The organism is Mesorhizobium sp. M5C.F.Cr.IN.023.01.1.1 (assembly GCF_003997585.1).
GTDB classification, from domain to species: Bacteria; Pseudomonadota; Alphaproteobacteria; order Rhizobiales; family Rhizobiaceae; genus Mesorhizobium; species Mesorhizobium wenxiniae.
Window position 1 is genome coordinate 17345 of the sequence record NZ_RZSU01000031.1, and the last position, 24982, is coordinate 42326.

A 24982-nucleotide genomic window follows, 5' to 3' on the forward strand; every position below is an offset into this window, starting at 1 on the left:
TCTCACTGCGCCCGCCCGGACGCACGTCACGCATTAGAAGGAGGCGTTGTTTAGTTTGGTTTAGTTTAGTTTAGTTTAGTTTAGTTTGGTTTAGTTGAGGGAACAAAGGATCGCAAACCGGCGCGCTTTCAACCAAGAAACCGGTCCGACAGTGCTGCCTCAGGTTTTCCGACGTGACCGCAATTGATAGTCCATAGATCGCGCCTCTATGGTCAGGGCGATTTCTTGCATGAGCGCCAGCGCGTCAAAGCCGGGCCATTCGGACCGCTGGCCGACAATCTGGTGACCGGCGACTATGTCCGCAGAACGGCGGCCATGCCACTGCCGCCGCAGATCGACGGCTTGCCGATCGGCGCCACCCGGGGTGGCGACGCCAGCTGCTGGGCCGAAATGCGCCGCGACCTGGCGGCATTCTCGGGTCTTCTTGCCCGGCCATACGCTGGGCAATGGGATATTCCCAGGGCGCCCATGGCAGCTATTCCAACGTCGCTTGCTGAACCCAAAGAGCGCCGTGATGTGGTCGATCCGCACCGACGCGGCAACTGCCGGCGAGGCCGTGAAGCCTTCCTCGCCACGCACGTTCTGTCTTTCCGCGCCTGCTACGCCTGCTACAATGTCAGCGATGCGGCGCTCGACAAGGCGATGGCAGCGGCCGGCGGCTGGGTGCCGCTCGACCCACGACTGCTCTGGCCATACAGCTCAGTCCCAGACGAGGAGGTCGCGATGCTGGCCGAGGACGCCCGCATGGCCTTCCCCGAATGGTGATAGCGACTATCGATTAGATGCAACCGTCCAAGGCCTATGAGTTTACGAACTCGACCGGCGCGATGGAGCTCAACGACTACGCCCGCGGCAACGATCCTTTCAACGCCGGCTCATCCACGCTCGCCAGAAAGAGACAGGCTTCAAGGTGCAGTTTATCCACCTGTCTCTGTTGGCGACCGCGGCCCTCGCGCGATGTCGCTTCTCGCTAGCTCCTTCAGGTCACAAAGAATGCACCTGCCGTAAGCGACAGACCTGGAGAAAGCGTGGCGAACTGTGTTTGAGATGCGCCGCCGGCCCCGTCGCTGTCGAAGGAGAGCGCTCCAGTCGAACTGTTGTAGATGATGTGGTCGGAACTGTCATGCGCGGCTGTACCAGCAAAGAAAGCCGCGGATGGAAGCCCTCCCAAATGAAGCCCGGCAAAAATGGCGTCGTCGAGGCGGATCTTGTCTTGGTTGAAGTCGGTAATCCTGTCGACATTGCCGTTACCAAGGGCGCTATTGAAGACGAAAGTGTCGTTGCCGCCGAAGCCGCTCAACTTATCGGCACCGCCGCCGCCGTTGATGACGTTGGCGCCGGCATTGCCCTGGATGGTTTGGGCCAACCCGTTGCCGGTCAGGTTGATTGCCGTGGTGCCGGCGTCCTTTGTGGTGCCAAGGACTTCAATCGACGAGCCGGCCGAGAGAGCATAGCTCACGGAAGCCCACACCCTGTCTTGACCTTGGCCAGAGGACTCGACCACCTTGTCGCCGGCATTATCGACGTAGTACTCATCGTTGCCGCCATAGCCGATCATCGTGTGGGCGCCGGTTTCCCGAAGTACATCGGCGCCGCTGGTGCCGTACAAAGTGCCATCGCTGGTGCCGCCGGGAGGAAGGACAGTCCCGGTCCCAGACCCAGTCTCGGTCCCGATCGCGCCAGTGGTTGGGGGAGTGACGTTGGCACCTGTAACGGTGTCGCCGCTGCCTGCCTTCTGATACAGCTGGATCTCATCGACTTGCATCTGCATCGACGAGGGAGTCGAACTATTGAGAGCCGTGTGCCATCCGGCCGCGTTCGAATTCGCGACCTGATTGCTCATGATCAGCTCCATCGGTTGATTCGGAATCTGCGCCTCTGCGCTGGTCACTTGCGCCATCTGCTTCCCGTCGAGATACCAGGTGATCGACTTACCAGGATCCCAGTTGATGCCGTATGTGTGGAAGCCGGCCGTGAGGTCGACGCCGCTGTCGACGACGCCACCGTCTACCCCTGACGGCCCGTGGAGGTGGTAGGAGAACGCTTGGTTTGCCGGTCCCGAACCGGTGAATCCACCCTCCTGTATATCGATCTCAAAATTGTCGCCGCTGCTGCCGGCGCCTTTGCCGGGCATCAGCCAGAGGGCTGGCCAAGCGCCGTCGCCGCTCGGCGCCTTCATGCTGATCTGAAGGTAGCCGCCATTGAATTCGAAGTTGCCATAGCTGCTGACGACGCCGGACGTGACAGGGAATGTATATGCCGACCCCTGAGCCACGCCGTTGACGGGCTGTTTGATTGCCGTGAGATTCAACAGCCCGTTGCCCACCTTATCTTGGCTCGGCATATTGTATTCGGCATTAAACCGGTTGCCCATCCCACTTCCGCCCGATCCATTGCTGTCCCACGGCCAGCCGTTGGCGGCATTGCTGGTGATGTAGGTATGCCAATCGCTGTCGAGTGCCGTACCGGAGAAGTTATCCTCGAAGACGAGGTCGCTAGAGGCAAAGCCTGTGGGTGCGGAAAGAGCCATTCCGTGATCCTTCTTTGGCGTTGAAAACAGGAATTCCACGCCGCGCATCGCCAAGGCGCGCGACAAATCGCATGCCCGCTATTGGGCACCGCGAACGGATTTCAAAGTAGCGGAGATTTGGAAGTCCTCGCCCCGACATTATTGTCGAGCGAGCTTAACGCTGAACTCGCCATCGAAGGTGAGTTGTCGACGGGAATGCCCATCAGGCCCTCCCTTGAATCGGTGGGCGCGCGCGCAAGGTGTTCAACGGTTCGAGCCGCAGCCGAATTGAAGTCGAGCGCAGCTCTTTGGCGGAGGCACCGCCAAGCTTGCCGTTCAGTAAAAGCACGGTAAATCCTTAGTTAGTTGCGCTTTTCTTGTTTTCATTCCACCCGCGCCCTAAGTAAAACGCAGGCATTTCCGCTCTGTGATTTATACACACATCGTCTTGTACCACGTGAATGGATCATTCGTGGACGATGTACGCAAGCCAAGCGACCATTTGCGGCGAGAATGAGGCTAGGCGAAAACTTATTAACAGCTTCTAATATATCCGGTGCGTCGAACAACCACACCGAAACAGCCTTCCGGACGTCCTTCGAAAACCGTGTCCGTCGGTTAAAATGTCGCTGTTTTGGGGGCCTGTGGTTCGAGCGGGTCGTTCGCATAGAGGTCGTCGAAAAGCACGGCCGGGCTGCGTGGCGGATGGGCCGTCGGGCTTGGGCCGGAGCTGCCGGCCCGGATGTTCGACCGGCCATTTGCGCGGCCGATGCGCCGGCCCAGGTCCGCTGTTGCGGTTCGACTAAGCTCCAGTCTCTACACGTGTTGCTGAGCGACGTCGCCGGCGGCACGGCGGCGATGTCCGCATCATCCGTTTTCAATGATCGAAGGTGGAAGGCTGGCACCGTTATCGAGCGTACCCTACAGCACCGGACAGGCTGTTCAATCGCAACGCATCGAACAGCGCCAAAACCTGCAACCGCATCCAAGGGGAGTACGATCGCTTACGCGGCTTGTTGAAATGGCTAATACATGGCCCTAGGCGCGAGGGAGCTTTCTCGCCGCAGGACGGCCCCGAATTTGAACCGCGCAACCAGTCGCCAAGGCTCCACCTCGTGGCCAAGTGCCAACCGGTTAGCGTGCTCTTTCGCTGCATCGTCATCTATGCAGGCTAGGTTGCGCACCCATGAATTGGCCGTGTTCCTTCAGAATGCAGAGCCGATAATGCGGCATCGCTTGTCCCTGATCGGCGACAACATTCTACCAGCAGCGTCGCTGTGGAACGCGAAGAGTTTGGTTCTTTCTTATGAGCTACCTCAGATGGGCCGCGTGCTTTAAGGTGCCCCCCGGAAGCTTCGCAGCCGGCGGCTTGACGGCATCGAGAGTGTCGTTACATTTGTAATGACTAGGTTTTGTTTTTATCCGGTTGCGCCCACTTTCTGAGGTGCGCGGTTCGCACCCTGCGTGCAGCCCGGGGCAAGGGAGGAACTCTAGAACTCTGGAGCGACCTCAAGGCGGACCGGTGCCGACCTAAGATTCGTTCATTCCCAAAATGTGAAGTTCGATCAACAGGGACGACTTAGGATTCCCGTTCTGGAGCTGGCCTTAGGGCCATGCAGAGAGCTGGTTGTTTTCATTCAAAGTCACAAGCAATTATTAGGTCGAAGCATTCGAAGAGGCAACTTAATCTGGCTCAAGCACACTGAGATTGGCAGAGATGATGTCAAGTAATGACCTCTATACCGGAAAAGATTATGCCGCTGCCAATCCGACCTGGCATGACGAAGACGGCGGTGTCAAGGCCGCCAGCATCGCCAAGATCGTGCGCGCCAACAATATCAGTTGCCAGAAAATCGTAGACACAGGTTGCGGGACGGGAGGCGTTCTGAAAGCCCTCCTTCAGCACGATATCTTCCGTGACTCAACGGCCATCGGCTACGATATCGCTCCCTATGCTATAAATTTTGCCAAACAGCGAGAAAGAAACAACCTAAGCTTTCACTGCAGTGACTTCCTGCAAACCAACGAAAACTACGATCTTCTTTTGTGCATCGATGTTTTCGAGCACGTCGATGACTATATGGGCTTTCTTCGAAGGCTCAGAGGACGTTCGAAATACTATGCATTTCATATTCCTCTCGACATTAGTATCGTCGGCCTTCTGCGCGGTCAGCACCTTAAGCAACGCAAGGAGGTCGGTCACCTGCATTACTTTGATCAGGCAACAGCTCTAGCGACTCTGCGCGACACGGGCTTCAAGATTATTGACGCACAGTACACTAGGACGGCGGAAGATATCCTGCAGATCCATCCCGAATGGCGAACCACGACAGCCATCCTTGGTAACGCCGCGCGGCGCATTGTCCGGACTATTGCCGGAGAGGACCTGTCGGTGCGCTTACTCGGCGGCGCCTCACTGATGGTCCTCACTAGCTGAGGTGGTGTTAGGCGCGCGTCAGAACAACCGACTCCAAGTGGCGGCAAGGGAGATGTTTGATCCCAGGCTTTGATGGGGCATCCTTGTGTTCCGAATCAAAGGATGCGCTATGGGCCAGGTTCTGCATGGGAGCGCCACGACGACAGAGGCGGTCCGTCGAGCGATACAGCATAGTCAAGAGAGCCTGAGGACGCTGGCCAGGCGCTACGGGATCAACCAAAAGACCGTGACGAAGTGGAAGACGCGGACTTCGGTCGCCGATCTTCCGACTGGTCCGAAAGCGCCGCGATCGACGGTGCTCTCGGTCGAGGAGGAGGCGGTCATGGTCGCTTTCAGGCGCTATACGTTGTAACCGCTCGGGTAGCTCTTGAACTTCTTCTTCGCCGGCTTGTCGCCTTCGACATTCCGGCAGGCGGGCGCCTGCACGAGAAGGCCACCACCGCCATCTCGAGACTTCCTGCTGCGGCTGATCGCGGCCGTCCCTTACAAGATCCACACCGTGCTCACCGACAACGGCATTCAGTTCACCACCCCCGGCGCCGGAGGGTCGGCAGTGCCGCTGATCAAGGAGGCGATCGCAAAGGGCGAACGCTTCTGGGCCATGCCTTCGAACTGGCCTGCGCCAGGAACGACATCGAGCACCGCACGACCAAGGCCAAGCATCCATGGACCATCAAGGACGCCACCGTCAAACGCTTCTACTACGAGAAACACGACCAACTCCGCCGGCATCTCGCCGACTTCATCGCGGCCTACAACTCGGCCGAAGACTCAAGGCCCTCAAGGGTCTCACACCCTACGAGTTCATCTGTAAGTCATGGGCCACTCAGCCCGAGCGCTTCCACACTCAATCCGCTCCACCAGATGCCGGGACTCAACATCTAGGGGCATAGACCGTCGCGACGCAGCTTCGGGGCGCCGGAGATTCGGTCGACAGTCGGAATGCCGAAGCTCACGATGTGCGAGTGGTTATCCAGATGAAAGGAAGTCGCCAGCAATGGAATGGAACCGTTGTTTCCGCTCTTCGAAAGCGATCACTTGTGGCTCCTCCTGCGATCGTGATCGGCGTGCCTGGTCGCTGCGAAAAAATGCAACGGTTGGCTTCAGCCCGCCTTTCAGTGCCATGGTCGGTTGCCAGCCCAATTCGGCTTTGGCGAGGGATATATCGGGTCGGCGTTGTCTTGGATCGTCGCGGGGTAAGGGCAAATTGACGAGTTTTGACGACGAGCCGGTTTCAGCGAGCACCAGTTCCGCAAGCTCTCGAATGGTGAATTCCCCATCATTTCCAAAATTGACTGGTCCCGTGAATGAAGCTCGACTGTCCATGAGGCGTACAAGACCATCTATTAGGTCATCAACGTAGCAGAATGAACGAGTCTGGTTGCCGTCACCGTAAAGCGTAATCGGCTCGCCGCTGAGTGCCTGAACAATGAAATTGGAAACAACTCGACCGTCAGCCCGATGCATCCGGGGGCCGTATGTGTTGAAGATGCGCGCAATCTTGATTTCAAGGCCGCACTGTCGGTGATAATCGAAAAATAACGTTTCGGCGCAACGCTTTCCCTCATCATAGCAGGACCGAGGACCAATGGGGTTCACATTGCCCCAATAATCCTCGGTTTGAGGATGAACCGCAGGGTCGCCATAGACCTCACTTGTTGAAGCCTGCAGAATTCGGATTTTGAGCCGCTTGGCGAGGCCCAACATATTGATCGCGCCTTGCACCGACGTTTTTGTGGTCTGCACCGGATCGTGCTGGTATTGGATGGGCGATGCAGGGCAGGCCAAGTTGTAGATTTCGTCAACTTCGACGTATAAGGGAAACGTGATATCGTGGCGCAGAAATTCAAAGCGCGGGTTCGCGTGTAGATGTTCAATATTGTACTTGGTTCCCGTGAAGAGATTGTCGACGCAGAGAATCTCATGACCATCGGAGAGCAGTCGATCTATTAGGTGGGAGCCCAGAAAGCCGGCTCCTCCGGTGACCAAAACGCGTTTGCGACTCTCATAAATCCGTGGCATGTGAATCTCCTTGCGAAATGAATAGGCTGACGCTGCATTGTGCCAGTAGCGGCGAGAGTCACGTCCTGGACGTAACGCCCTTTCGTTCCGTGGCTATCTTTGGACCCTGCGAGATGGCGGCCCGTGCCCGTGCCTGCGTGTAAGCAATTGAAGTAGTCGCCAATCCGACAAAGATGGCGAGCGCCTGACCGATCTTGCCAGTCGCTGCGTATTCGAGGATGGAGCGCCCCAGAGTAAGGACGTAAAGCCGCTCGGAATCCAGCCCGTCCTTAGTCCCCGCTAAGCCTACGAGTGCCGCTTTGGAGGTCCCCTCCATGCGGCACCGATGGAGGAAATACTTCCAGGTCGTGCGTTCCGCTGTAACCACATGGCGAACGCTGGCCTCGGGTTTGTATATCCATACGCCTCCTATTTTTTTTGTGGCGCGGATACAAAACTCGGTGTCGTCGCATGTATTGGCTGAGCCCCTACCGCCGCCGATGCGTCCCATTTGACCGGCAAACCCGCCGCAGCCATGCAGCACTTCGGCGCGCACAGACATGTTCGCGCCTATCACATTACGCACTTCGCCACCATTTCGTACCCGCATTCCGCGATAGGTGCAGCCGATGATCCAGTTGAATTCAGGCGGGAACCACCAGGGCCGAGGTTTGCGCCATAGAGGCTCAATGCGTCCGCCGACGCCAAGCACGCGCGGATCGGCGTAGGGCACCAGCAACTCTTCTAGCCAGCGCTCATCGGCGATCGCATCGTCGTCGAGAAATGCCACGACCGGTGCGGTTGCCAATCCGGCACCCGTGACGCGACCGCCGCACAGTCCACCCACGTTATTGTTAGGTGTGACGACGATACCCTCGATCTCGCGCCGGGCTCGCTTCAAGAGAGCCTTATTGTTGTCGACGACGAGAATGATCTCGCGGGCAGGGCTGGTCTGTTTGCGCACCGACGCGATAGCCGCGTTCAAATCGTCCCAGCGATCGAGTGTGTAGGCGCAGATGACAACCGACGCATCGATCATGGCTGCTGGTTCCTTTCGCGGGCCTGTTGAATTGCGGCTGTTACGACGATATTGCGCGGGGCGCGCGTTTGGGTGCTGGCGGACCCGACCGCACGCTTCAACTCGTCCCAGCGGTCGAGCGTGCGCGCGCAGATCACGACGGAGACTTCGGTCATGGGACTTCCCGGATGGTTTCTGAGACCCGGCGGGTCTCGCGGGTCTGCGCCGCCTGGGCCGTCGCGGCTTTGAGAATGTTCCAAATCGCGCTTCCGTCGTTGCGGATATCGAACTGGTCGTGTTCGTCGACGGGATAACGTCCGCTGTCCTGCCGGGATACCAGCCGCCACACCATCCAGCCGGCGCAGTTGCGATCACGCGTCAGCGTGTCGAGCCACATGGCGTAAGCTGCAGCCACGTTCTGATTGGATCGGGCATAGCCGAATTCCTCCAGAAGCACCGGCTTCTTGGCGCGGGCGGCCAGCTGGCAGAACTCGGGGATCATCTCGTTGAATTGCTGAACCGTCAGCTTGTTATAGAGCGGGTAGCCGTGCCAGGTCCCGAAATCGAGAGTTGGGATCGTCAAATCGGCTAGCTTCGGGTCGAGAATGTTGGCATGCCCTGAGCTGAGAAGGTGATTGGAATCGAGGGACTTGACGTAAGCCGACATTTCGCCAGTCCAAGCCAACCGCAAAGCCTCAGGCTGCGCATTGCCTTCGTTCATCAGCTCCCAGGCCATGATGGTCGGATCATCCCGGTAGGCGCGCCCGGTGAGCGGGTTGACTCGCTGCACGACGTGGCTGACCCAGGTCCTGTAGTCGCGCTTCGTGCGCGGATCCTGGAAGAAAAACTCCGACTTCTCTTTGCTGAGGTCGGTGTTGTACTGGCTCTGCACGCCTGGGGCGTCCCGGCTCCCATACCAGGCCCGCATCTGCTGGGCGCCGCCTGTGAAGGCCCAGAAATCCAGGACGGCGATGATCAGCCTCAGGCGTCGCTTGCCGGCCTCGGCGATGAGGAAATCAACCTTCTGCATGCCGTTGGCGCCGTCATTGATCGCCATCTTGTTTTGGCTCGGGTCCCAGTAGAGCAGGTACGTGCCCTTGACCGCGAGATTGCTGGCTTCGCCTTCAAGCCGCCAATCCCAGATCGTAGGATTGCTTCCGTCGAGCGACCCAATCACCGGCTGGAGGAAGGTGCGGACCACATTGGCGCCCATCGCCACCGCGTCGTCGAGAACGCGGGTGACCTCATCCGGCGACCCGTAGGTCAGATAGTGGTTGTTTACGCCGGTCACGAAGAACGGCCTGCCGTCCAAGGTGAAGTTCGTTCCGGAAGTCTTGATGAAGGACGTTGCCGACGGATCATCCGCGGCGCTCGCGATTGCCGGAACGGATACGAACGCGAACACGAGCGCACACAACCACGCCCTGCGCAGTCCGTATTTCGCCCGTTGCCATTCGATAATCATCCCTCCACATGACCCTTGCCGGAGGCACAGCACAAGAACCCCGAAGGATTACCTCCTCTGACCTCGCACAGCCCGGCGTCGTTCGGGCATAGTGGTGCTTGGCCGCTTCCAGCCGCTCGAGTATGGACCCGTGCTGTCAGGCATCTCCCAATCAAGTGCTCGGCTCCCCGCATGGCGAGCCCCCCGCAACCGCAGTAGGTGGAGACCATCCTCGCGTTACCGCTTTCCATCTGCCGCCTTTGGCTCGCCGGCCCGCGGCGGAGTCCAGTGTAGGCGGATCGCCTGAGGTGGTTCTCGTCAAAGCTGTGAGGTGGCGTCCTTTTGAAATCCGCCGTGAGAACAACAATGCGCATTTGCCTGAGTCTCGATCCGTCCCGGCTACTGCGGTGGCACCTCTGGCTGGCAGAAGCGCTTGCTGAGGTGCCCGGCAACGAAGTCTCCTGCGCTTTGGCGGCCAATAGTCGCCCGCTGCCGTTAACCTGCCGCCTGCTGCTCGAACTCGAACGGCTGGTCTATGGCTTTCGCGGGAACGGCGCCATCGACCCCGTCGAGGCGGCGCTGCGGTGCCTGCCGCCGCCTCCGGCCGACCAAGTGGATGTATTGATCGATTTGAGCGGGGCAGAATCGCTCCCGGCGGGGCGGCGCGTGCTCACCCCGATCTTCAACGGCGCACCCGGCGAGATCGGAGTCGTGGCGGCCTGGGTGAATCATCAGGATCTTCTCGTCGACCTGCATGACACGGCGCGCCCGTTGCGGCCGTGGACGGCGCGTCCGGCCAGTGGAGACCGTGAAGTGTTGGCAGCGAGGCTCGACAGCGCCCTTTCCTGCGCTGTGCCGCTGATCCTCAAAGCCCTGTGCGAGGAAACCGGTTCAACTGCGTCTGGTATCCCCGGTCCACGGACGGCGGTGCCCTCGTTTGGCGCGCTCTCGGCGCTTGCAAGGGCGACCGGCACGGTCGCATCGAAGGCGATCGGGCTTTTGGACGTCCTGGCGAGGGGCGGCAGCATGTGGGGGATTGGATGGCGCTTCGATGAAACGGCGAGCTTGCTCGACAAAGGCGAAGCAGCCTTCCGGGTGCTCACCGGAAATGCCGACAGCTACCTTGCCGACCCGTTCCCGTTCCGGCACCAGGGGCAGGATTTCATCTTTGTCGAACAGTACCTCTACTCGAAGAACCGGGGGTGCATTGCGGTCGTGACGGTGAACCTGGACGGGACAGCCGGCGCATCCCGGATCGTCGTGGAGGAACCGCATCACCTCTCGTACCCGTTCGTGTTCGAGCAGGATGGGCAGATCTGGATGATCCCCGAATCGGGGGCGGCCAGGAATGTCAGCCTCTACAGGGCAGTGGAATTCCCTTACCGGTGGAGGCGGGAGGCCTGCCTCATGGAAGGCATTGAGGGCTACGATACCACGCCGCTCTGGCATGCGGGCGGCTTTTGGTTTTTCGTCAGCCCAAGGCTGTGGAGGTCCACGTCTTGGGATGTCCTCAGCCTCTACCGTGCCGAGAGCCTGACCGGGTCTTGGACGCCCCACGCCGCCAACCCCGTCCTGCTCGATGCCAGGCTCAGCCGCCCCGCAGGCGCCGTCATCCGACATGGCGGACGCACGCTACGTCCGGTCCAAGACTGCGCGCGCGGTTATGGCGGCGCGGTGACGTTCTGCCAGATCGATGCGCTCGGGGCGTCGGAGTTTGCCCAGACCCCGGTCGGTCGCATTTGGTCCGGAGCGTTGGGGTGTCACACCTACAACCGCCGCTCTGGCTTGGAGGTGATCGACCTATTCGGGCGTATCCGGGGTTTGCGAGAGGTCACGACCTCGTATCGTTTGCTGGCACCCGACGCGTCGGTCCCGGAACCGCGTGGGGTCTCGGGACCGCGTGGGCAGTCCCTCTCTTGGCCGGTCTCGTCCGGGTTAGCTCCCCGCAGCCAGGCGGTCGAGCGCGAGGTTCCCCGTTTGCGAAGGGTCGGGCGCGCTCGACCCTTCCCGAGCACAGAATAAGCTCGGAAATCACGGCCGAGTGAAGGAGCGAGCCCACGTTCATTCCTTCGCGTCGGCGACCTTCACTGCCTTCTGCACGGCTCGCTCGGTAGAAATTGTCGCTTGCGAGCTCGTGCCGGCCGCGGGTCAATGTCCTTGCTGGGGTTGAAGGTGGACTCAGAGGTCTAAACGGGTTTGGTAACGCTGCCAATTCAGCTGCTGAAGGTGATCGGTGCCGCTGCCGTACAATCCACGCCGGTCGTATGGCTGGAAATACCTGAAGGGATACCCCAAAAGAGCTAATCATCTATTTTCTTTTCCTAACCATCTATCGTTCTTCCATTTCAGATGTGCATCAGTAATCGTTGCACAACAAAATAATATTAAGGGGTCACAAGCGCACCAATCTTCTTTGATTTAATCTTCATTTCATTATGGCCGGGGAGTCCGCATATGGTTGGATCAATCACGTTCGTGGATGTGGCGGTCATTGGAGCTGGCGGCTGCGGCTTGTCGCTGGCGGCGCATTTGCGCGCGCGCGATGTGGAGCACCGGATTTTCGGGGAGCTCATGGGGTCATGGAAGCACAATATGCCCCCCGGATGGGTCCCATCGTACGACCTCGAAGCGCTGCCATGAACGCCGGGCTCTCCAGCATTCTCGCCCCCGTCGGTGCCACATCGCCGCCTGACCTGATTAATTTCGCGCTGCGGCGATCGCTGACTCTGCCCCGAGTCAGCTTCGTCGTCCCGACGCTCAATGAAGCCGAGAACCTCCCTTGGCTTCTGCCGCGCATCCCCAACTGGGCGCATGAGATCATTATTGTGGATGGTCATTCGACTGACGATACGGTCGCGGTCGCGCGTCGCCTGCGCGAGGACGTGAAGGTTGTCATGGAGCCCCGTCGGGGCAAGGGCGCTGCACTGCAAGCGGGATTCCTGGCCGCCACAGGCGACATCATCGTCATGCTGGACGCCGATGGCTCCATGGTCCCGGAGGAGGCGATCGTTTTTGTCAGTGCGCTGATGGCCGGCGCGGATCTCGTTAAGGGTTCACGCTTTATCCAGGGCGCCGGCACCGGTGACATGTCGCTGTTCCGGATGTTGGGCAACAGGGGGCTGACCCTGTTCGTGCGGCTGCTCTATGGCGGTTGGTTCTCCGATCTATGCTACGGATACATAGCCTTCTGGAGCAAGCACGTCGCCACGCTGAACTGCGATTGCGACGGGTTCGAGATCGAGACCCTCATCAACGTGCGAGCCTTGAAGAACCACCTCAATATCGTCGAGGTGGCAAGTTTCGAGGCTCCGCGCATCAGCGGTGTGAGCCATCTGCGCGCCCTCCCGGACGGCTGGCGCGTCCTCAAAACCATCCTGCGCGAGAGGGTGCACCCACAGCACAGGCGGAGCGCGACGGCCTGTGATGGCGGTGGACAAACCCGATGCGAATCCTGATGGTTGCCGCCCGCTGCTATCCTCTCATAGGCGGCATCGAAACTCACATCCAGGAAGTCGGTGCCCGCTTGGTGGCGCGTGGCCACTCGGTCGACGTGCTCACCACCGATCCCTCGGGGGAGTTGCAGGTTGAGGAGGAGATGCGCGGCATGCGCGTGCGGCGCGTGCCGGCCTGGCCGAGGGAGCTGGACCTCTATGTTGCGCCCGGCATTTATACCGCGATCCGGCGCGGGGCTTGGGATCTGATCCATTTCCAAGGTTACAACACCTTCGTGGCGCCGATCGGGCTGCTCGCGGCCGTCCGAGGGGACCTGCCGTTCATCCTGACCTTCCACAGCGGCGGGCATTCCTCCCGGCTGCGCAACGCCGTGCGCGGCACACAGCACGCGCTGCTCCGGCCGCTGGTGGCCCGGGCCGCACGGATGATAGGCGTCTCCGAATTCGAAGCCGACTTCTTCAGCGTGAGGATGGGCGTGCCGCGGGAACGGTTTGTCGTTATCCCGAACGGCGCCGCGATGCCAGCCGGGAGCCCCGGCATCAAGGTCGATCCACACCTGATCGTCTCGGGCGGCAGGCTGGAGCGCTATAAGGGCCATCACCGGGTGATTGGGGCCTTGCCCGAACTGATCCACAGGGTACCGGACGTGCGACTGCACATCGTCGGAACAGGTCCGTACGAGGGAGAGTTGCGGCGCCTCGTCGCGACGCTCGGCCTCGAGAAGCGGGTCACTATCGAAGCTATCCCCGGATCCGAGCGGCAGGAAATGGCAGACCTTCTGGCGAGCGCCGCGCTGTTCGTGCTGTTCAGCGACTACGAAGCCCATCCGGTTGCCGTCATGGAAGCCCTGTCGCTGCGCCGTCCGGTCCTTGTCAGCGACACGTCCGGGCTGCGGGAGCTGGCCGCCAATGGCCTATGCAGGGCGATTCCGCCCGACGCCGGTCCGAAAGAGCGGGCCGCCGCCATGGCCGAGGAGCTGAGGGCCCATCGGGAGGTCCCGGATTTGGCGCTGCCGGACTGGGATGCCTGCGCTCAAGCGCTGAACGACGTCTACTGTGAGGTCCTGAGCAGCCGATCCACGGTCCGCTTGCCCTCCGGCGGCGTGACATCGTGGCCCCCTGCGACGAGGGCATGATGCTGATGATGGCGGCTCATTTCACCGCGGGAAGCAGAATCAACCCGCTCCAGGCCGGGATAAGGTTCGTTTCGGCCGTTATCGGTCCCGACCTTCGCGGGGGCAGCGCCGATACCCCGCCGCAACGGGCCAACTCCGGATGGATCGCGGTTCTGTGCCTGACGGTCGCTACGGCTCTGCTCCTGGTCGTGGCCGGGCACGCCGCCGGGCGCCGGGGCTATGACGTGGCGCCGCTGCTCTTCTGGCCCGGTATCGTTCTCCTGGTCGCTCCGACCAGCCTTCGCATAGCTTGGCCGACAACAGCCAGGGGCGAGCGCGTCTTCCTCCTGTTCCTGCTTGCCGAAGCCCTTTTCTACTGCAAGGTAGTCTATTCCCCGACGAGCTTCATCGGCCACGACGAGTTCTTGCACTGGATCGCAGCCGACGATCTTATGACGGCACGGCGGCTATTTCTGTCGAACCCGCTTCTCCCGATCGGGCCAACGTATCCCGCCCTGGAAATCGTTTCGACGGCGATCGTCAATCTGACGGGATTGCCATTGTTTGTGGCGGGGACGCTATTGTTGGCCGTCCTCAAGGGCACGTTCATCGGTACCCTGTTTCTGTTCTTCGAAAGCATCACCGGATCGCCGCGAATCGCGGCCATCGCCTGTCTGGCCTATATGGGCTGCTCAACCTTCGTCCTGTTCGAGTCGATGTTCTCATACGAGAGCCTCGGCATCGTGCTGTGCGTGCTGATCTTCGCCGTCGAGGCAGCATCCAAGGACCTCGTCGGACGAGAGCGGCTGAAGGCGCTTGGGCTGATCGTCCTGCTGTTGATGAGCCTTTCGGTCACGCATCACCTCGCGGCCTTCTACGCCGCCATCTACCTCGGAGCGGTGGCATTCCTCGAGGCTTTGCGCCGGGACGCCTCCATGCGGAGCGAAGCGAGGATCGCAGTGGGCTTCACGGGGATGCTGGCAATCGCCCTGCCAATCCTGTGGATGGAGGCGCGGGGCAACCATCTCGCAGGTTATCTCGGACCCATCGTCGAAACTGGCTTCAAGACATTGCTCGGAAAGATCACGGGCGCCCCAAACTCGGACCAGCTCGGCGCGCCACCGCAGCCCCTCGCCATGCGGCTGACCACGCTGCTCGCAATCCTGCTGTTGGCACTTGGGCTGGCGACAGGATTCTTTCGGTCGCTGGCCATGGCGGCGCCGAGCGACGCGCGGACGGGTTGGCGTCCGCTTCAGGATGTTCTCGGGAGGCGCTGGCGCGACAGCCGCCTCGTTTTTCTCAGCCTGCTGGCCTTCGGCTTCCCGATCTCGGTGGCTTTCCGGCTGACCATCGGCGGATGGGAAATCGGCAACCGCATGGGAACGTTCGTGTTCATCGGCGTCGGGCTGGTCGTCGGGGTGAGCGTCGTCCACTTTTGGGAGGACCGCACGCTACGCGGGTGGCGCCGCATCGCACCGGCCGTTGCTCTGGCGGTCATCGTCCTGGGCGGCGTCACGAGCGCTGCGCTCGAACCGTTACGTGGACGCTACAGGGTGGCGGCCGACCAGCAATCGATCGAATCCATGGGGATCGAAACGGCGCTGTGGACCAAAGCATGGCTCGGGGCCGGCAACCGCTTCACATCCGACCGCATAAATCGCCTGCTGCTCGCAAGCTACGGGCGGCAGGACGTGAGAGTAAAGATCGTCGAAGGCGTGCCTCCCTCGCGGGTGTTCGAGAACGAGACCTTGGGCCCTGACGAGTTTTGGGCCTTGGTGAGAAGCGATATCGATTTCCTGCTGGTGGACCTGCGCCTGTCCACTGCCCCGCCGGTGCTCGGCTTCTACTTCGAGCCGTGGCAACGGCGGGGAACGCCGCTCTCGGGCGCAGAGCTGCTTAAGTTCAATGACATCAAGGGCATCACCCGCATCTACGACAACGGCTGGATCGTCATCTATGACGTGAGGGGATTGCATGAGAATTTGTAGCAAGCTGGACCTTCTGGCCGCGTGCCTGTGGGCGGGGGCCGCGGTGGCGGCTGTTGCGGTCAGCGACAGTTTGCTCATCCGTACTGCCCTGGGCGCGCCCATGGTGTTCCTCGTCTCGGGCCACACGGTGCTGCGGGCCATTGGCGTGAGGACCGGCTCCGCGTTGCAACACTTCGTCTACGCGGTCGGCGCAAGCCTCGCCGCCGGCATCGCCGGGGGCTTTGCCCTGAACGCCGCGGGCTCGCTTACGCCGCTCGGCTGGGCGCTGTGGTTCTGGGTTGTGACGGTAGCCGCGGCACTGGTGGCCGCCTGCCGCCGCGACACTCCCGATCTGCCAGCCTGGCCGGCTCCGGCGCGGGTCCGGCTCTTGCAGGGGGCCGCGTTCATGCTAGCGCTGCTTGTGGCGACCGGAGCCTATGCGCTGGCCGTCCGGGACGAAGCGGCCTACCGGGAATTCAAATACACCGCGTTCTGGTTGTTGCCGTCGGCCAGTGGCGAGTCCGGCCGGATCACCGTCGGCATCAGGAGCGCCGAGACTCAAACTCAGCTGTTGGACCTGGAAATCACCCTCGACGGGCAACCGTTCGCCATCTTCCGATCGCTCGCCATCGCGCCGGGCGAGAGCTGGGCGCGGGAGATCCCGGTGCCCGTTTTGGCCACCCCGCAGAAGGCGGATGCCCGGCTCTATCGGCCGGAAGACAACCGACTCTACCGCAGCGTTTCGACGCTGGTGCCGCACATCTGAAACGGGGCCTGACCATGCGCATCCTGCTACTGTCGCAGTTCTATCCTCCGGTGATCGGGGGAGAGGAGCGGCACATCCGCAACCTCGGCGCGGCGTTGGCGCAGCGGGGCCATCACGTGAGCGTCGGCACCTTAATGCATCCCGGGTCGCCCGAAACCGAGCTGGACGGCGCGGTCCGCGTGCATCGCCTGCGCGGCACGATCCAGCGTCTGTCGGGCCTCCACACCGATCCCGAGCGCCGCCATGCACCGCCCTTTCCGGATCCCGAACTGGTGCTTGCCCTCAAGCGGCTGGTCGCCCGGGAGGAGCCGGACATCGTCCACGCCCACAACTGGATCTACGCGTCCTTCCTGCCGCTCAAAGGTCTGAGTGGGGCACGCCTCGTGGTTACGCTCCACGATTACGGTCTTGTCTGCGCCAAGAAGAACTTCATGCACTTGGGCACCCATCTCTGCAGTGGCCCAGCGCCGGCCAAGTGCCTGCCCTGCGCTACAAGGCATTACGGGGCGGTGAAGGCAGCCGCGACCACCTTGGGCAACTGGGCGTCGAGCTTCGCCGCTCGGCGCGCGGTGGACCGCTTCATCGCGGTGAGCCACGCGGTAGCGCGTCACACCGGACTGACCGAAGGCAGCGCCCCCTACGAGGTCATCCCCAACTTCGTGCCCGACGATGTCGGGGTGCTTGGCCCGGAAAATCCCTGCCTGCGGGAGCTACCCCGGGATGAATTCATCCTGTTCGTCGGTGACATGATGCGCCTCAAGGGCATTGACGTTCTCCTGCAAGCCTATACCGGCCTGGAGCGGGCGCCGCAGCTGGTCCTGATCGGGCGCCGGGTCGCCGATACGCCAACAGAGTTTCCGCCGAACGTCCGCGTCTTCAGCACATGGCCGCATTCCGCCATCATGCATGCTTGGCGGCGCTCACTGTACGGCGTACTGCCGTCGGTCGGGCCCGAAGCCTGCGCGACGGTCATCATGGAAGCGATGGCGTCCGGCAAGGCGGTCGTTGCAACCGGCGTCGGCGGCATACCGGATCTAGTCGATCATGGCGAAACTGGGCTTCTCGTGCCGCCCGGTGATGCGCACGCCCTTTCCCACGCAATGCGGACCCTTCTGGAGAACCGCGCCTTGCTCGCCCGCCTGGAGGCGACAAGCCTCGCCAGGGTCGGCCGCCTCAAGGCCGGAGCGGTCGTGACCCGGATCGAGCAGGTCTACCGGGACGTCCTGCGCCCAGCCGCCAGCAGGGCAGCGGTGCCGGCGCAGCAAGGTTCGGGAGAGCCATCTTGCCGGTAGACCTCGTCAGGACGGCCATTATTCGCGCCCGACGAGAGCTTCGAAAGAGCGCCGCGCTCGTGCTGAATTCCAGCGCTCTGGCGATCGGAACGATTGCAGCGGCCGGTCTCGGGTTTGTCTATTGGTGGCTCGCGGCGCGGCTGTTTCCGCCGGAAGTGATCGGCAAGGCCGCCGCCCTCCTGTCCGTGATGGCGTTCGTCGGCCTGCTGGGGGAGGGCGGGCTCGGGACCCTGCTGATGGGTGAAATCGTACGGCATCCAGGCAGGGACCGCGGCCTCGTGGCCGCTGCAGCGTCCATCGGGGTGGTGCTGGGGGTCGGCCTGGCCGTGGTGTTTGTCTTCGGAGATGCGTACCTCAACAGCTCGACCGAGTCGATCGGCGGCTGGCTCCAAAGAGTTGCATTCGTCCTCGGCTGCGGCCTGACGGTTCTCGCCATGATGGTCGACCAGGCCTTCGTCGGCAACCTGCGCAGCACCGGCAGGATGATCCGTCAAGTGCTGTTCTCCACATTCAAGCTGCTGCTGATCGCCTGCGCTGCGGCCGCCGGCCACACGTCCAGTGCCGCGCTTCTTCTGACCTGGGTGGCCGGCCTGCTGGCGTCCTTTGTCGGCGTCGATCTCTTGACCCGGGGCGGCGCGCGTCGTCTTGTTGGGGCCCCCGATTTTCAGCTGCTCCATATTCTCCGACGCAAGGTGGTCGACCATTACGCGCTCGATGTGGCCTTGCAGGCCCCGAGCGTCATCATGCCCTACCTTGTGCTGATTCTCCTGTCGCCCACCACAAATGCCGCTTTCGTGGCGTTGTGGATGCTGGTCTCTATGGCGTCATTGATTCCCGCAGCCATGGCCACGGTCCTGTTCCCCGTGATCAGGGCATGCCCGAAACAATCCAGACACGATGTCCTTGTATCGGTGACGGCGTCATTGCTCTTCTCGCTGGTCTGCGCCGTCATAATCTTCACCTATTCGCAGCAGATCCTTGCGGTCTTCAATCCAGCGTATCCTGAGATCGCCGGTTCGAGCCTGCGCTTCCTTGGCTTCAGCCTGTTGGGATCAACGCTCAAATTTCATGCCTGTACGCTGGCGCGGTTGGGCGACAGGATGCGCAAGGCATCTCGCTGGTTCGCGCTTGGCGGATTGCTGGAGCTGTGCTTCGTGGTCGCGGGGGCGAAGCTTGGTGGACTTCAAGGCCTGGTCCTAGGCTGGACGCTCGCCGTCAGCATCGAGGGTGCATGTGCCGCCCTGATTTTGGCCTTCGCGGTGAAACTGGATTCTGCCGCCGGCCCCGCGCAGCACGAGCGACCGACCGAGTCGCCGCTCCAGACTTGAGGAGACATCGATCATGGCGCTGGGTTTGGGATTTCAAGCAGAACATTCTCTAGCAGCAAGACTGGCTAAAACCTTTGTTACATTGGAACACCCAATGACGACGGCGAATATTGCTCTGCAAATTTTCACCGATATGGAAGCGGTGGAAGCTCAGTGGAGAACATTAGAGCAGCATGCGGATTGTACTGTATTCCAATTGTTTGATTGGCAGATGGAATGGTATCGCCACATCGGCTCCAAAGAGAAACTGATTCCCGTGATCGTGCTGGGTCTCGACGATACCGGCGTGGCGGTTTTTATTCTGCCATTGGCGATCGAACGCCATGGTCTGATCCGCCGGCTGGTCTGGTTTGGATCGGAATTGTGCGATTATAATTCGCCCATCCTGGCGACAAATTTTAGCGATCACGTGAAACCTGGGCAATTCGGCCGCCTGTGGCAAGACATAATTCGGACGATTCAAGACTATCCTCAACTTCGTTTCGACGCTGTTGAATTTTACAATATGCCCAGTGTTGTCGGCTCTCAACCTAATCCCTTTCTCGACTTGCCAGTCTTGCTGGCGAATTGTGGCGGACATGTCGCAACCCTCCCGGAAGCGAACTGGGGTCGGTTTTATGCGTCAAAGTTTTCGAATTCGACGCTGCATACCCACCGGCGCAAGGCCAAAAACCTCGCCAAGCAAGGTGGCGGGGCGATTCGCTTTGTAGACGTGCAAGAGCAGGCCGAGATCGAGTGCACCATTACAAAGCTGATCGAACAAAAACGGAGCAGCTATGCCCGAATGGGTGTTCATGATATGTTCGCACGTCCGGGTTTTCGCGAATTTTATTTGGCGATTGTCGCCAATCCTCGCTTGTGCGAGGTCATCCATGTCACGCGGCTGGATGTGGCTGGGATTCCGGTGGCGACGGGTCTCGGTCTCCGGTTCAACTCCAGTTATTCACTGGTGATGTCGAGTTATGAGGACGAGTTCGCCAAATACAGTCCCGGGCGTCAGCATATTCAGGAAATGATGCAATATGCCATTGGCCAGAAGATGCAGAAATTCGATTTTACGATCGGCGACGAACCCTATAAGCTTGCATGGTCAGATATCAACTTGCCTTTGTTTTTCCATTTTGATAGCATAACTTTGCGCGGTCGTATTGTAATTGCAGCGCGAATGGTGATCCATTATGTGGATACATGGTATAATCAAACGACGCTGTTAAATCCGCCGCTGCGGCAGGTTCTTCGTAAGACAAGACGATCCTTGCGACGCATGTTTATCTGACCGACCGTTCACGAGTTTTTGATCTTGGAGCGGGATACAATCATCGAGCTTCTCGATAAAGTATATTATAATGCGATTACTTTGCGGGAGACTATGATGTATGGCGTAGATATTGGGACTGTCGGCGGCGGCCTGGGGGGCTCCATCGCCGCCGCGACGCTCGGGCGAGCTGGATTCTCGGTCGTCCTGATCGACCCGCATCATCCCTATCCGGAGGATTTTCGCTGCGAGAAGATTGAGGAGAAGCAGTTCAAGTCGCTTCGCGAGACTGGCCGGTTGATGGAGGGGATTGTTGCCGCGTCAACGCTGTGCACCGAACTGTGGATTGCGCGGTTTGGTCGCGTGATGAACAAGCGCCCCTGGTTTGGTTTTGCAGCAAAAGACGGGGTCTTGAATTTTCTTCGACACCGTTTGGTTCGCTGTCATGATCGTGTTGTCAATGAAGTGGTGGGCGAAGGAGCGGGAATTGAATAATATTGATGTAGCGGTCCTCGGGGGTGGTACCGCCGGCTCGTTAGCCGCTGCGATGCTTGGCCGGATGGGGATTTCGACCATCCTTGTTGATATCCATCAAGTCTATCCGGTGGAGTTTCGCTGCGAAAAACTCGATGGCGATCAAGTCGACTTGCTCAAAAAAACCGGGCTGGTGGATGCCGTATTGGCGGCTGCGACACCGATGACTGAGATATGGGTGGCCCGTCGCGGTTATGTCATTGGTAAAAAGCAAGGGAAACACGGCGAGCCCTGCGAATATGGGGTGGCTTATGAGGATTTGGTAAATGTTATTCGCCGCCAGATTCCTGATAGTGTCCAATTCATCTGCGCTAAAGTGACCAAAATAACGACGAGTTCCGACCGGCAGCAAATTACCCTGTCAAATGGTGACACATGGTCGACCCGATTGATTGTGGTGGCGACCGGCTTAAACAATGTCGTCCGGGGTGCGATCACGCGATCCGAGATCAGCAAATGCCACTCGATCAGTGTTGGTTTTGATCTCACCTCTAAAGCTGGTTTCAAATTTCAAGCTTTAACGTATTCTGCGGAAAAGCCAGGGCCCATGGGTTATGTGAGCATGTTTCCGATTGGTTCAAGAATGCGCGCCAATGTGTTCGTCTACCATGGTGATATACGCCATCCGTGGTGTCAGGAAGTGCGCACATCGCCGTTATCTGCATTGTATTCGGTAATGCCCCGATTGAAGCGTCTCCTTGGTGATGCTGTCGTGTCAAGCGATATTCAGATTCGACCCGTTGATCTTTACGCCGCGCAGAATCATGAACAGCAACCTGGTCTGGTATTGGCTGGTGACAGTTTTGCTACCAGCGATCCGGCGGCGGGTACCGGTCTCAATAAAGTGCTAACCGACGTTGATCGGTTATGCCATCATATTCCGACATGGTTAGCCACGCCCGGAATGGGGATCGAGAAAATTCAGACATACTACAGTGATCCCGTCAAAGTTGCCTGTGATGAATGGTCGCTTGGTGAAGCATTTTACAACCGATCACTGGCGTCCGATACAACGCTTTTATGGCGTATTCGTCGGATGGGCTGGATTGGTCTCGATATGATGGGGATCTCGATCCCACAACTTCGCTTGATGGCGGCAAGCGCAGTTCGTTGAGGAGCAGGCTGAGCTGGTCTTCATGCCGGGTCTCCCGGGGATAGCAGCGCTACTGTTGAATGCCATTCTCGAGAAGCGACGTTCCAAGACCATCGCTAGGTCTGCGCGCGGCCGGCAAGCTCTCGCCGGTCAGCGGCAAGGTCGGGACCGGCGAACCGGCCGGCTCTCTTGGCTCGCTAGCGCCCACGCTGATGTTGACGAGGTCGCCTGGCTGCAACAGGGTCATCCCGTCGGACTCGATGCTGACCGGCCCGGCTGCCGATTGCCGCACGATTTGATAAGTTGCGCTGTTTGCGTCCTTCGCAAACTGCGCGCGGGTCACCGGCAACGTGTACAGGACGCCTTCGCTGGCGTTCAACTCGCGCACATTGGCCGCGATCTGGCTCTCCGTGGTCTCGATCTCGACCTCCAGATCGTTCCTGAGGTCGGCCCGGGTCCGCAACACCTCAGACTCTAGCCAAGCGAGGCGCTGCTTGGCGCTCGCGTATTGGTTGCGGGCGTCCTGCCGACGCTGTTGCGCGTCGGACAACTCACTCTGGATCTGATCCATCACCGTCATGCTGAGAACTTTGCGGTCCACGAGCGTGCGCATGCTGTTGACGCGCTCCTGGCGCAGCTTGATGAGTTCGTCGAACGACTCCATGCGCGCATAAGCGGCAACATCCTGCTTGGCCGCCTCCAGCGCACGCATGGTCGCGCGCTCGCGATCCTTGCGGGCCGTGGCGACGGCCTTGCGCCGGTCGCTCTGCTCGTTCACGAGGTTGGCAGCTTCGGTCGCGCCGGCCAGCTCCAGCAACTGGCGCGGGATCTTGGGCGCCGTGCCGTCGCGCTCGGCCTTCAGCACCGCCGCGCGCGCGAGCAACTTCAACATGGTATCGATCGCCCCGCTCCGCTTCTGGGTCTCACGCACGGCTTCGATCTTCTGCCACGGCTCGCTCTCGGCCCGGTCGAGTCCGCCGGCCAGCGCGATCGCGTGCAGGATCGTCATGCCGGCCGCGTATTTGAACGAGCCTGGATTCTTGACCGGGCCCAGCACGTAAATGGGCGGGCGCTCCAGCGGCAGGACGTTGACCAGTCCTTCGCGGCCCAGCAGTTGATTGAAGGTTTCCGCCAGGTCGGCCTGTACCTGTTGCGTCGACCGGTTGGCGACCGGAATGGCGCCAAGCAAGGGCACTGAAATCGTGCCGTCCTCTTGGACAATATATTGGCCGCTCAGTTCCGGACGCTGGAGGATGCCGTGCAAGGCCGAGGACGCGCCCCCCCACTTGTCTTCCTCGACGTCGACGCGCTCGTAGAACACGACCTTGAGGCGATCGCCGACGCCGAAGAGGGCTCCGGTTGGCACGCCTGGCGCCTTGCTGAGGGTTTTGGGGCGCTCGGCACTTGAATCGGCAGCGCGGGCGCTAGGGACGGCGCTAGTAGCTGTGGGGGTAGAGACTAACATCGCGGCCGACGCATCGGGCCCGGGCGCGGCCGCAGGGGATGGTTCGGTCGTGGCTTGAGCCGGTTGATCTTGCCAGCTATCGATAATGCCATATACCTTCTGGACCACCGCTGCGGAGATAGGCTCGGCCTTCTGCGCCATGGCTGCGGAGACAGCCTCCGCCTTCTGCGCCACGGCTGCTGAGACGGCCTCGGTCCTCTGCACCACGGCTGTGGAGACAGCCTCCGCTTTCTGCACCACGGCTATGGAAAGGGCCTGCGCATTCTGCGCCACGGCCGCGGAGACGGCCTCGGTCCCCTGCGCCACGGCTGTGGAGACAGCCTCCGCTTTCTGCACCACGGCTGTGGAAACGGCCTGCGCATTCTGCGCCACGGCCGCGGAGACGGCCTCGGCGGCATCCAGGTTTCTGACCGCTGCACCGACCAAGGCGGCGAGCCCGCAGAGCCCAAAGACAACAAGGATGGCGTTCGCTACCTGCCCCTTACTGCGAGACGCCTGTGGAGCGACAGGTTCGGAATTGCGTTTTGCGTCGATGACCATGGCGTGTGGCTTTCACTCTGGTGGCCACCCGGTCCCGGACTGATAGGGCAGCGAGCAAGACGTCACCTTGAGCCTTGCCCGCTAATGGCACAATGATCCTTTGTGGGCACTCCTTTTGGATTATCGTCCTTCATGGGCGCAAGCTCGTTCATGAGCGGATGCGACGCATATGACACACACGCCGAAGGCGATCGGGGTCGGCCGAGTCCTGCGCTCGCCCATCGCCAGGCGTCCGCAAGATCATACTCCGTCGCCTTGGACATCCGCTAACGCAACGGCTGCGCGGTACGGGGTTGGAGGAGCGGCTCCAAATACTCAACGGCACCATCCTACCCGGCCACCGCACCGAAGCGACCGCCTATCGACTAAATCGGCCGGAATAAAGGAATGACAAAAAAGCGTCGCGACAGCGTCCATCGCAACGGTCCGAGGATGAGGGGCTACAACACCAACTGCTTTGCCGAAAAGACGTGCCGCGGGAACGGGGAAAGCCCGCCATGACAATGGTGGCGGGTAAGGACCGTTGTGTTGGCCCACCTTCATCACAATGAAGGGCGACATATGCCGGCGCCTGTGGAACCCTGCCCCCAAAGCGAGGAGGACTGCGGCACGCTTCATTGAAGACGTTCACGAGATCTGGCTGATGTGTTGGCACTATGAACGACCGATCGGAGATCGCAGCGGCTGAGCGCGCGGACCGGCCGCTAAAACGGCTAGGTTGAAGTCGCTTCGCATTGCTAATTTTCTTAAAGCTGACCGGCAAGCT

18 protein-coding genes and 1 pseudogene are annotated in these 24982 nt (G+C 60.5%); 13 read left to right on the forward strand and 6 right to left on the reverse strand.

Annotated features, from left to right (window positions below):
• Nucleotides 1-183: 183 nt before the first annotated feature.
• Nucleotides 184-765 carry a hypothetical protein gene (locus EOA78_RS14875; RefSeq protein WP_127315790.1) on the forward strand — a complete coding sequence of 194 codons (582 nt, stop codon included), beginning with the start codon at nt 184-186 and terminating at the stop codon, nt 763-765.
• A gap of 214 nt (nt 766-979) precedes the next feature.
• Here the strand turns inward: EOA78_RS14875 and EOA78_RS37055 are convergent, their stop codons facing one another.
• Nucleotides 980-2578, reverse strand: coding sequence for a family 16 glycosylhydrolase (locus tag EOA78_RS37055; RefSeq protein WP_245477513.1), 1599 nt, complete (start codon nt 2576-2578; stop codon nt 980-982).
• Nucleotides 2579-4229: 1651 nt separating this feature from the next.
• Between EOA78_RS37055 and EOA78_RS14885 the strand changes: the two genes are divergently transcribed.
• Both EOA78_RS14885 and EOA78_RS14890 read left to right on the forward strand, forming a co-directional pair.
• On the forward strand, nt 4230-4946 hold the full coding sequence (locus EOA78_RS14885) for a class I SAM-dependent methyltransferase (RefSeq protein WP_245477507.1): 717 nt from the start codon (nt 4230-4232) through the stop codon (nt 4944-4946).
• Between the two features lie 109 nt (nt 4947-5055).
• A pseudogene (locus tag EOA78_RS14890) lies at nt 5056-5831 on the forward strand (IS3 family transposase).
• An 84-nt stretch (nt 5832-5915) separates the two neighbouring features.
• Here the strand turns inward: EOA78_RS14890 and EOA78_RS14895 are convergent.
• From EOA78_RS14895 to EOA78_RS14905, 4 genes are read right to left on the reverse strand one after another with little or no spacing between them, the layout of a single operon-like run.
• Nucleotides 5916-6968 carry a UDP-glucuronic acid decarboxylase family protein gene (locus tag EOA78_RS14895; protein ID WP_095521564.1) on the reverse strand — a complete coding sequence of 351 codons (1053 nt, stop codon included), beginning with the start codon at nt 6966-6968 and terminating at the stop codon, nt 5916-5918.
• Between the two features lie 58 nt (nt 6969-7026).
• Nucleotides 7027-7986, reverse strand: coding sequence for a glycosyltransferase family 2 protein (locus tag EOA78_RS14900; RefSeq protein WP_127315792.1), 960 nt, complete (start codon nt 7984-7986; stop codon nt 7027-7029).
• Nucleotides 7983-8141 (reverse strand): hypothetical protein, encoded by a 159-nt coding sequence (locus EOA78_RS35985; protein ID WP_164783763.1) that lies wholly within the window; start codon nt 8139-8141, stop codon nt 7983-7985. The genes EOA78_RS14900 and EOA78_RS35985 overlap by 4 nt, the downstream gene beginning before the upstream one ends.
• Nucleotides 8138-9430: a cellulase family glycosylhydrolase gene (locus EOA78_RS14905; protein ID WP_127315793.1), complete on the reverse strand. Its 1293-nt coding sequence runs from the start codon at nt 9428-9430 to the stop codon at nt 8138-8140. Before EOA78_RS14905 ends, EOA78_RS35985 begins: the two co-directional genes overlap by 4 nt.
• A 321-nt stretch (nt 9431-9751) precedes the next feature.
• Here EOA78_RS14905 and EOA78_RS14910 point away from each other — a divergent pair, with 321 nt between their 5' ends.
• The 10 genes from EOA78_RS14910 (at nt 9752) to EOA78_RS14955 (ending at nt 22232) form a co-directional block, all read left to right on the forward strand.
• Nucleotides 9752-11431 carry a hypothetical protein gene (locus tag EOA78_RS14910; RefSeq protein ID WP_128204289.1) on the forward strand — a complete coding sequence of 560 codons (1680 nt, stop codon included), beginning with the start codon at nt 9752-9754 and terminating at the stop codon, nt 11429-11431.
• 614 nt (nt 11432-12045) lie between these two features.
• On the forward strand, nt 12046-12864 hold the full coding sequence (locus EOA78_RS14915) for a glycosyltransferase family 2 protein (RefSeq protein WP_084831445.1): 819 nt from the start codon (nt 12046-12048) through the stop codon (nt 12862-12864).
• Nucleotides 12852-13997, forward strand: coding sequence for a glycosyltransferase family 4 protein (locus tag EOA78_RS14920; RefSeq protein ID WP_127315795.1), 1146 nt, complete (start codon nt 12852-12854; stop codon nt 13995-13997). Before EOA78_RS14915 ends, EOA78_RS14920 begins: the two co-directional genes overlap by 13 nt.
• The gene (locus EOA78_RS14925; RefSeq protein WP_127315796.1) at nt 13973-15964 is read left to right on the forward strand and encodes a hypothetical protein; all 1992 of its coding nucleotides are present in this window, start codon (nt 13973-13975) and stop codon (nt 15962-15964) included. Before EOA78_RS14920 ends, EOA78_RS14925 begins: the two co-directional genes overlap by 25 nt.
• On the forward strand, nt 15951-16709 hold the full coding sequence (locus EOA78_RS14930; RefSeq protein WP_127315797.1) for a hypothetical protein: 759 nt from the start codon (nt 15951-15953) through the stop codon (nt 16707-16709). The genes EOA78_RS14925 and EOA78_RS14930 overlap by 14 nt, the downstream gene beginning before the upstream one ends.
• Nucleotides 16710-16723: 14 nt before the next feature.
• Complete coding sequence (locus tag EOA78_RS14935; RefSeq protein WP_127315798.1) at nt 16724-18001, forward strand: glycosyltransferase family 4 protein; 1278 nt, start codon at nt 16724-16726, stop codon at nt 17999-18001.
• The gene (locus tag EOA78_RS14940) at nt 17992-19329 is read left to right on the forward strand and encodes a hypothetical protein (protein ID WP_127315799.1); all 1338 of its coding nucleotides are present in this window, start codon (nt 17992-17994) and stop codon (nt 19327-19329) included. The genes EOA78_RS14935 and EOA78_RS14940 overlap by 10 nt, the downstream gene beginning before the upstream one ends.
• A 13-nt stretch (nt 19330-19342) precedes the next feature.
• Nucleotides 19343-20605: a GNAT family N-acetyltransferase gene (locus EOA78_RS14945; protein ID WP_127315800.1), complete on the forward strand. Its 1263-nt coding sequence runs from the start codon at nt 19343-19345 to the stop codon at nt 20603-20605.
• Between the two features lie 96 nt (nt 20606-20701).
• Nucleotides 20702-21079 carry an FAD-dependent monooxygenase gene (locus tag EOA78_RS14950; protein ID WP_206533447.1) on the forward strand — a complete coding sequence of 126 codons (378 nt, stop codon included), beginning with the start codon at nt 20702-20704 and terminating at the stop codon, nt 21077-21079.
• The gene (locus EOA78_RS14955; protein WP_164783764.1) at nt 21072-22232 is read left to right on the forward strand and encodes an NAD(P)/FAD-dependent oxidoreductase; all 1161 of its coding nucleotides are present in this window, start codon (nt 21072-21074) and stop codon (nt 22230-22232) included. Before EOA78_RS14950 ends, EOA78_RS14955 begins: the two co-directional genes overlap by 8 nt.
• Nucleotides 22233-22281: 49 nt before the next feature.
• On the opposite strand, the gene EOA78_RS14960 is transcribed toward EOA78_RS14955, so the two are convergent.
• Nucleotides 22282-24216, reverse strand: coding sequence for a polysaccharide biosynthesis/export family protein (locus EOA78_RS14960; RefSeq protein ID WP_127315803.1), 1935 nt, complete (start codon nt 24214-24216; stop codon nt 22282-22284).
• Between the last annotated feature and the right edge of the window lie 766 nt (nt 24217-24982).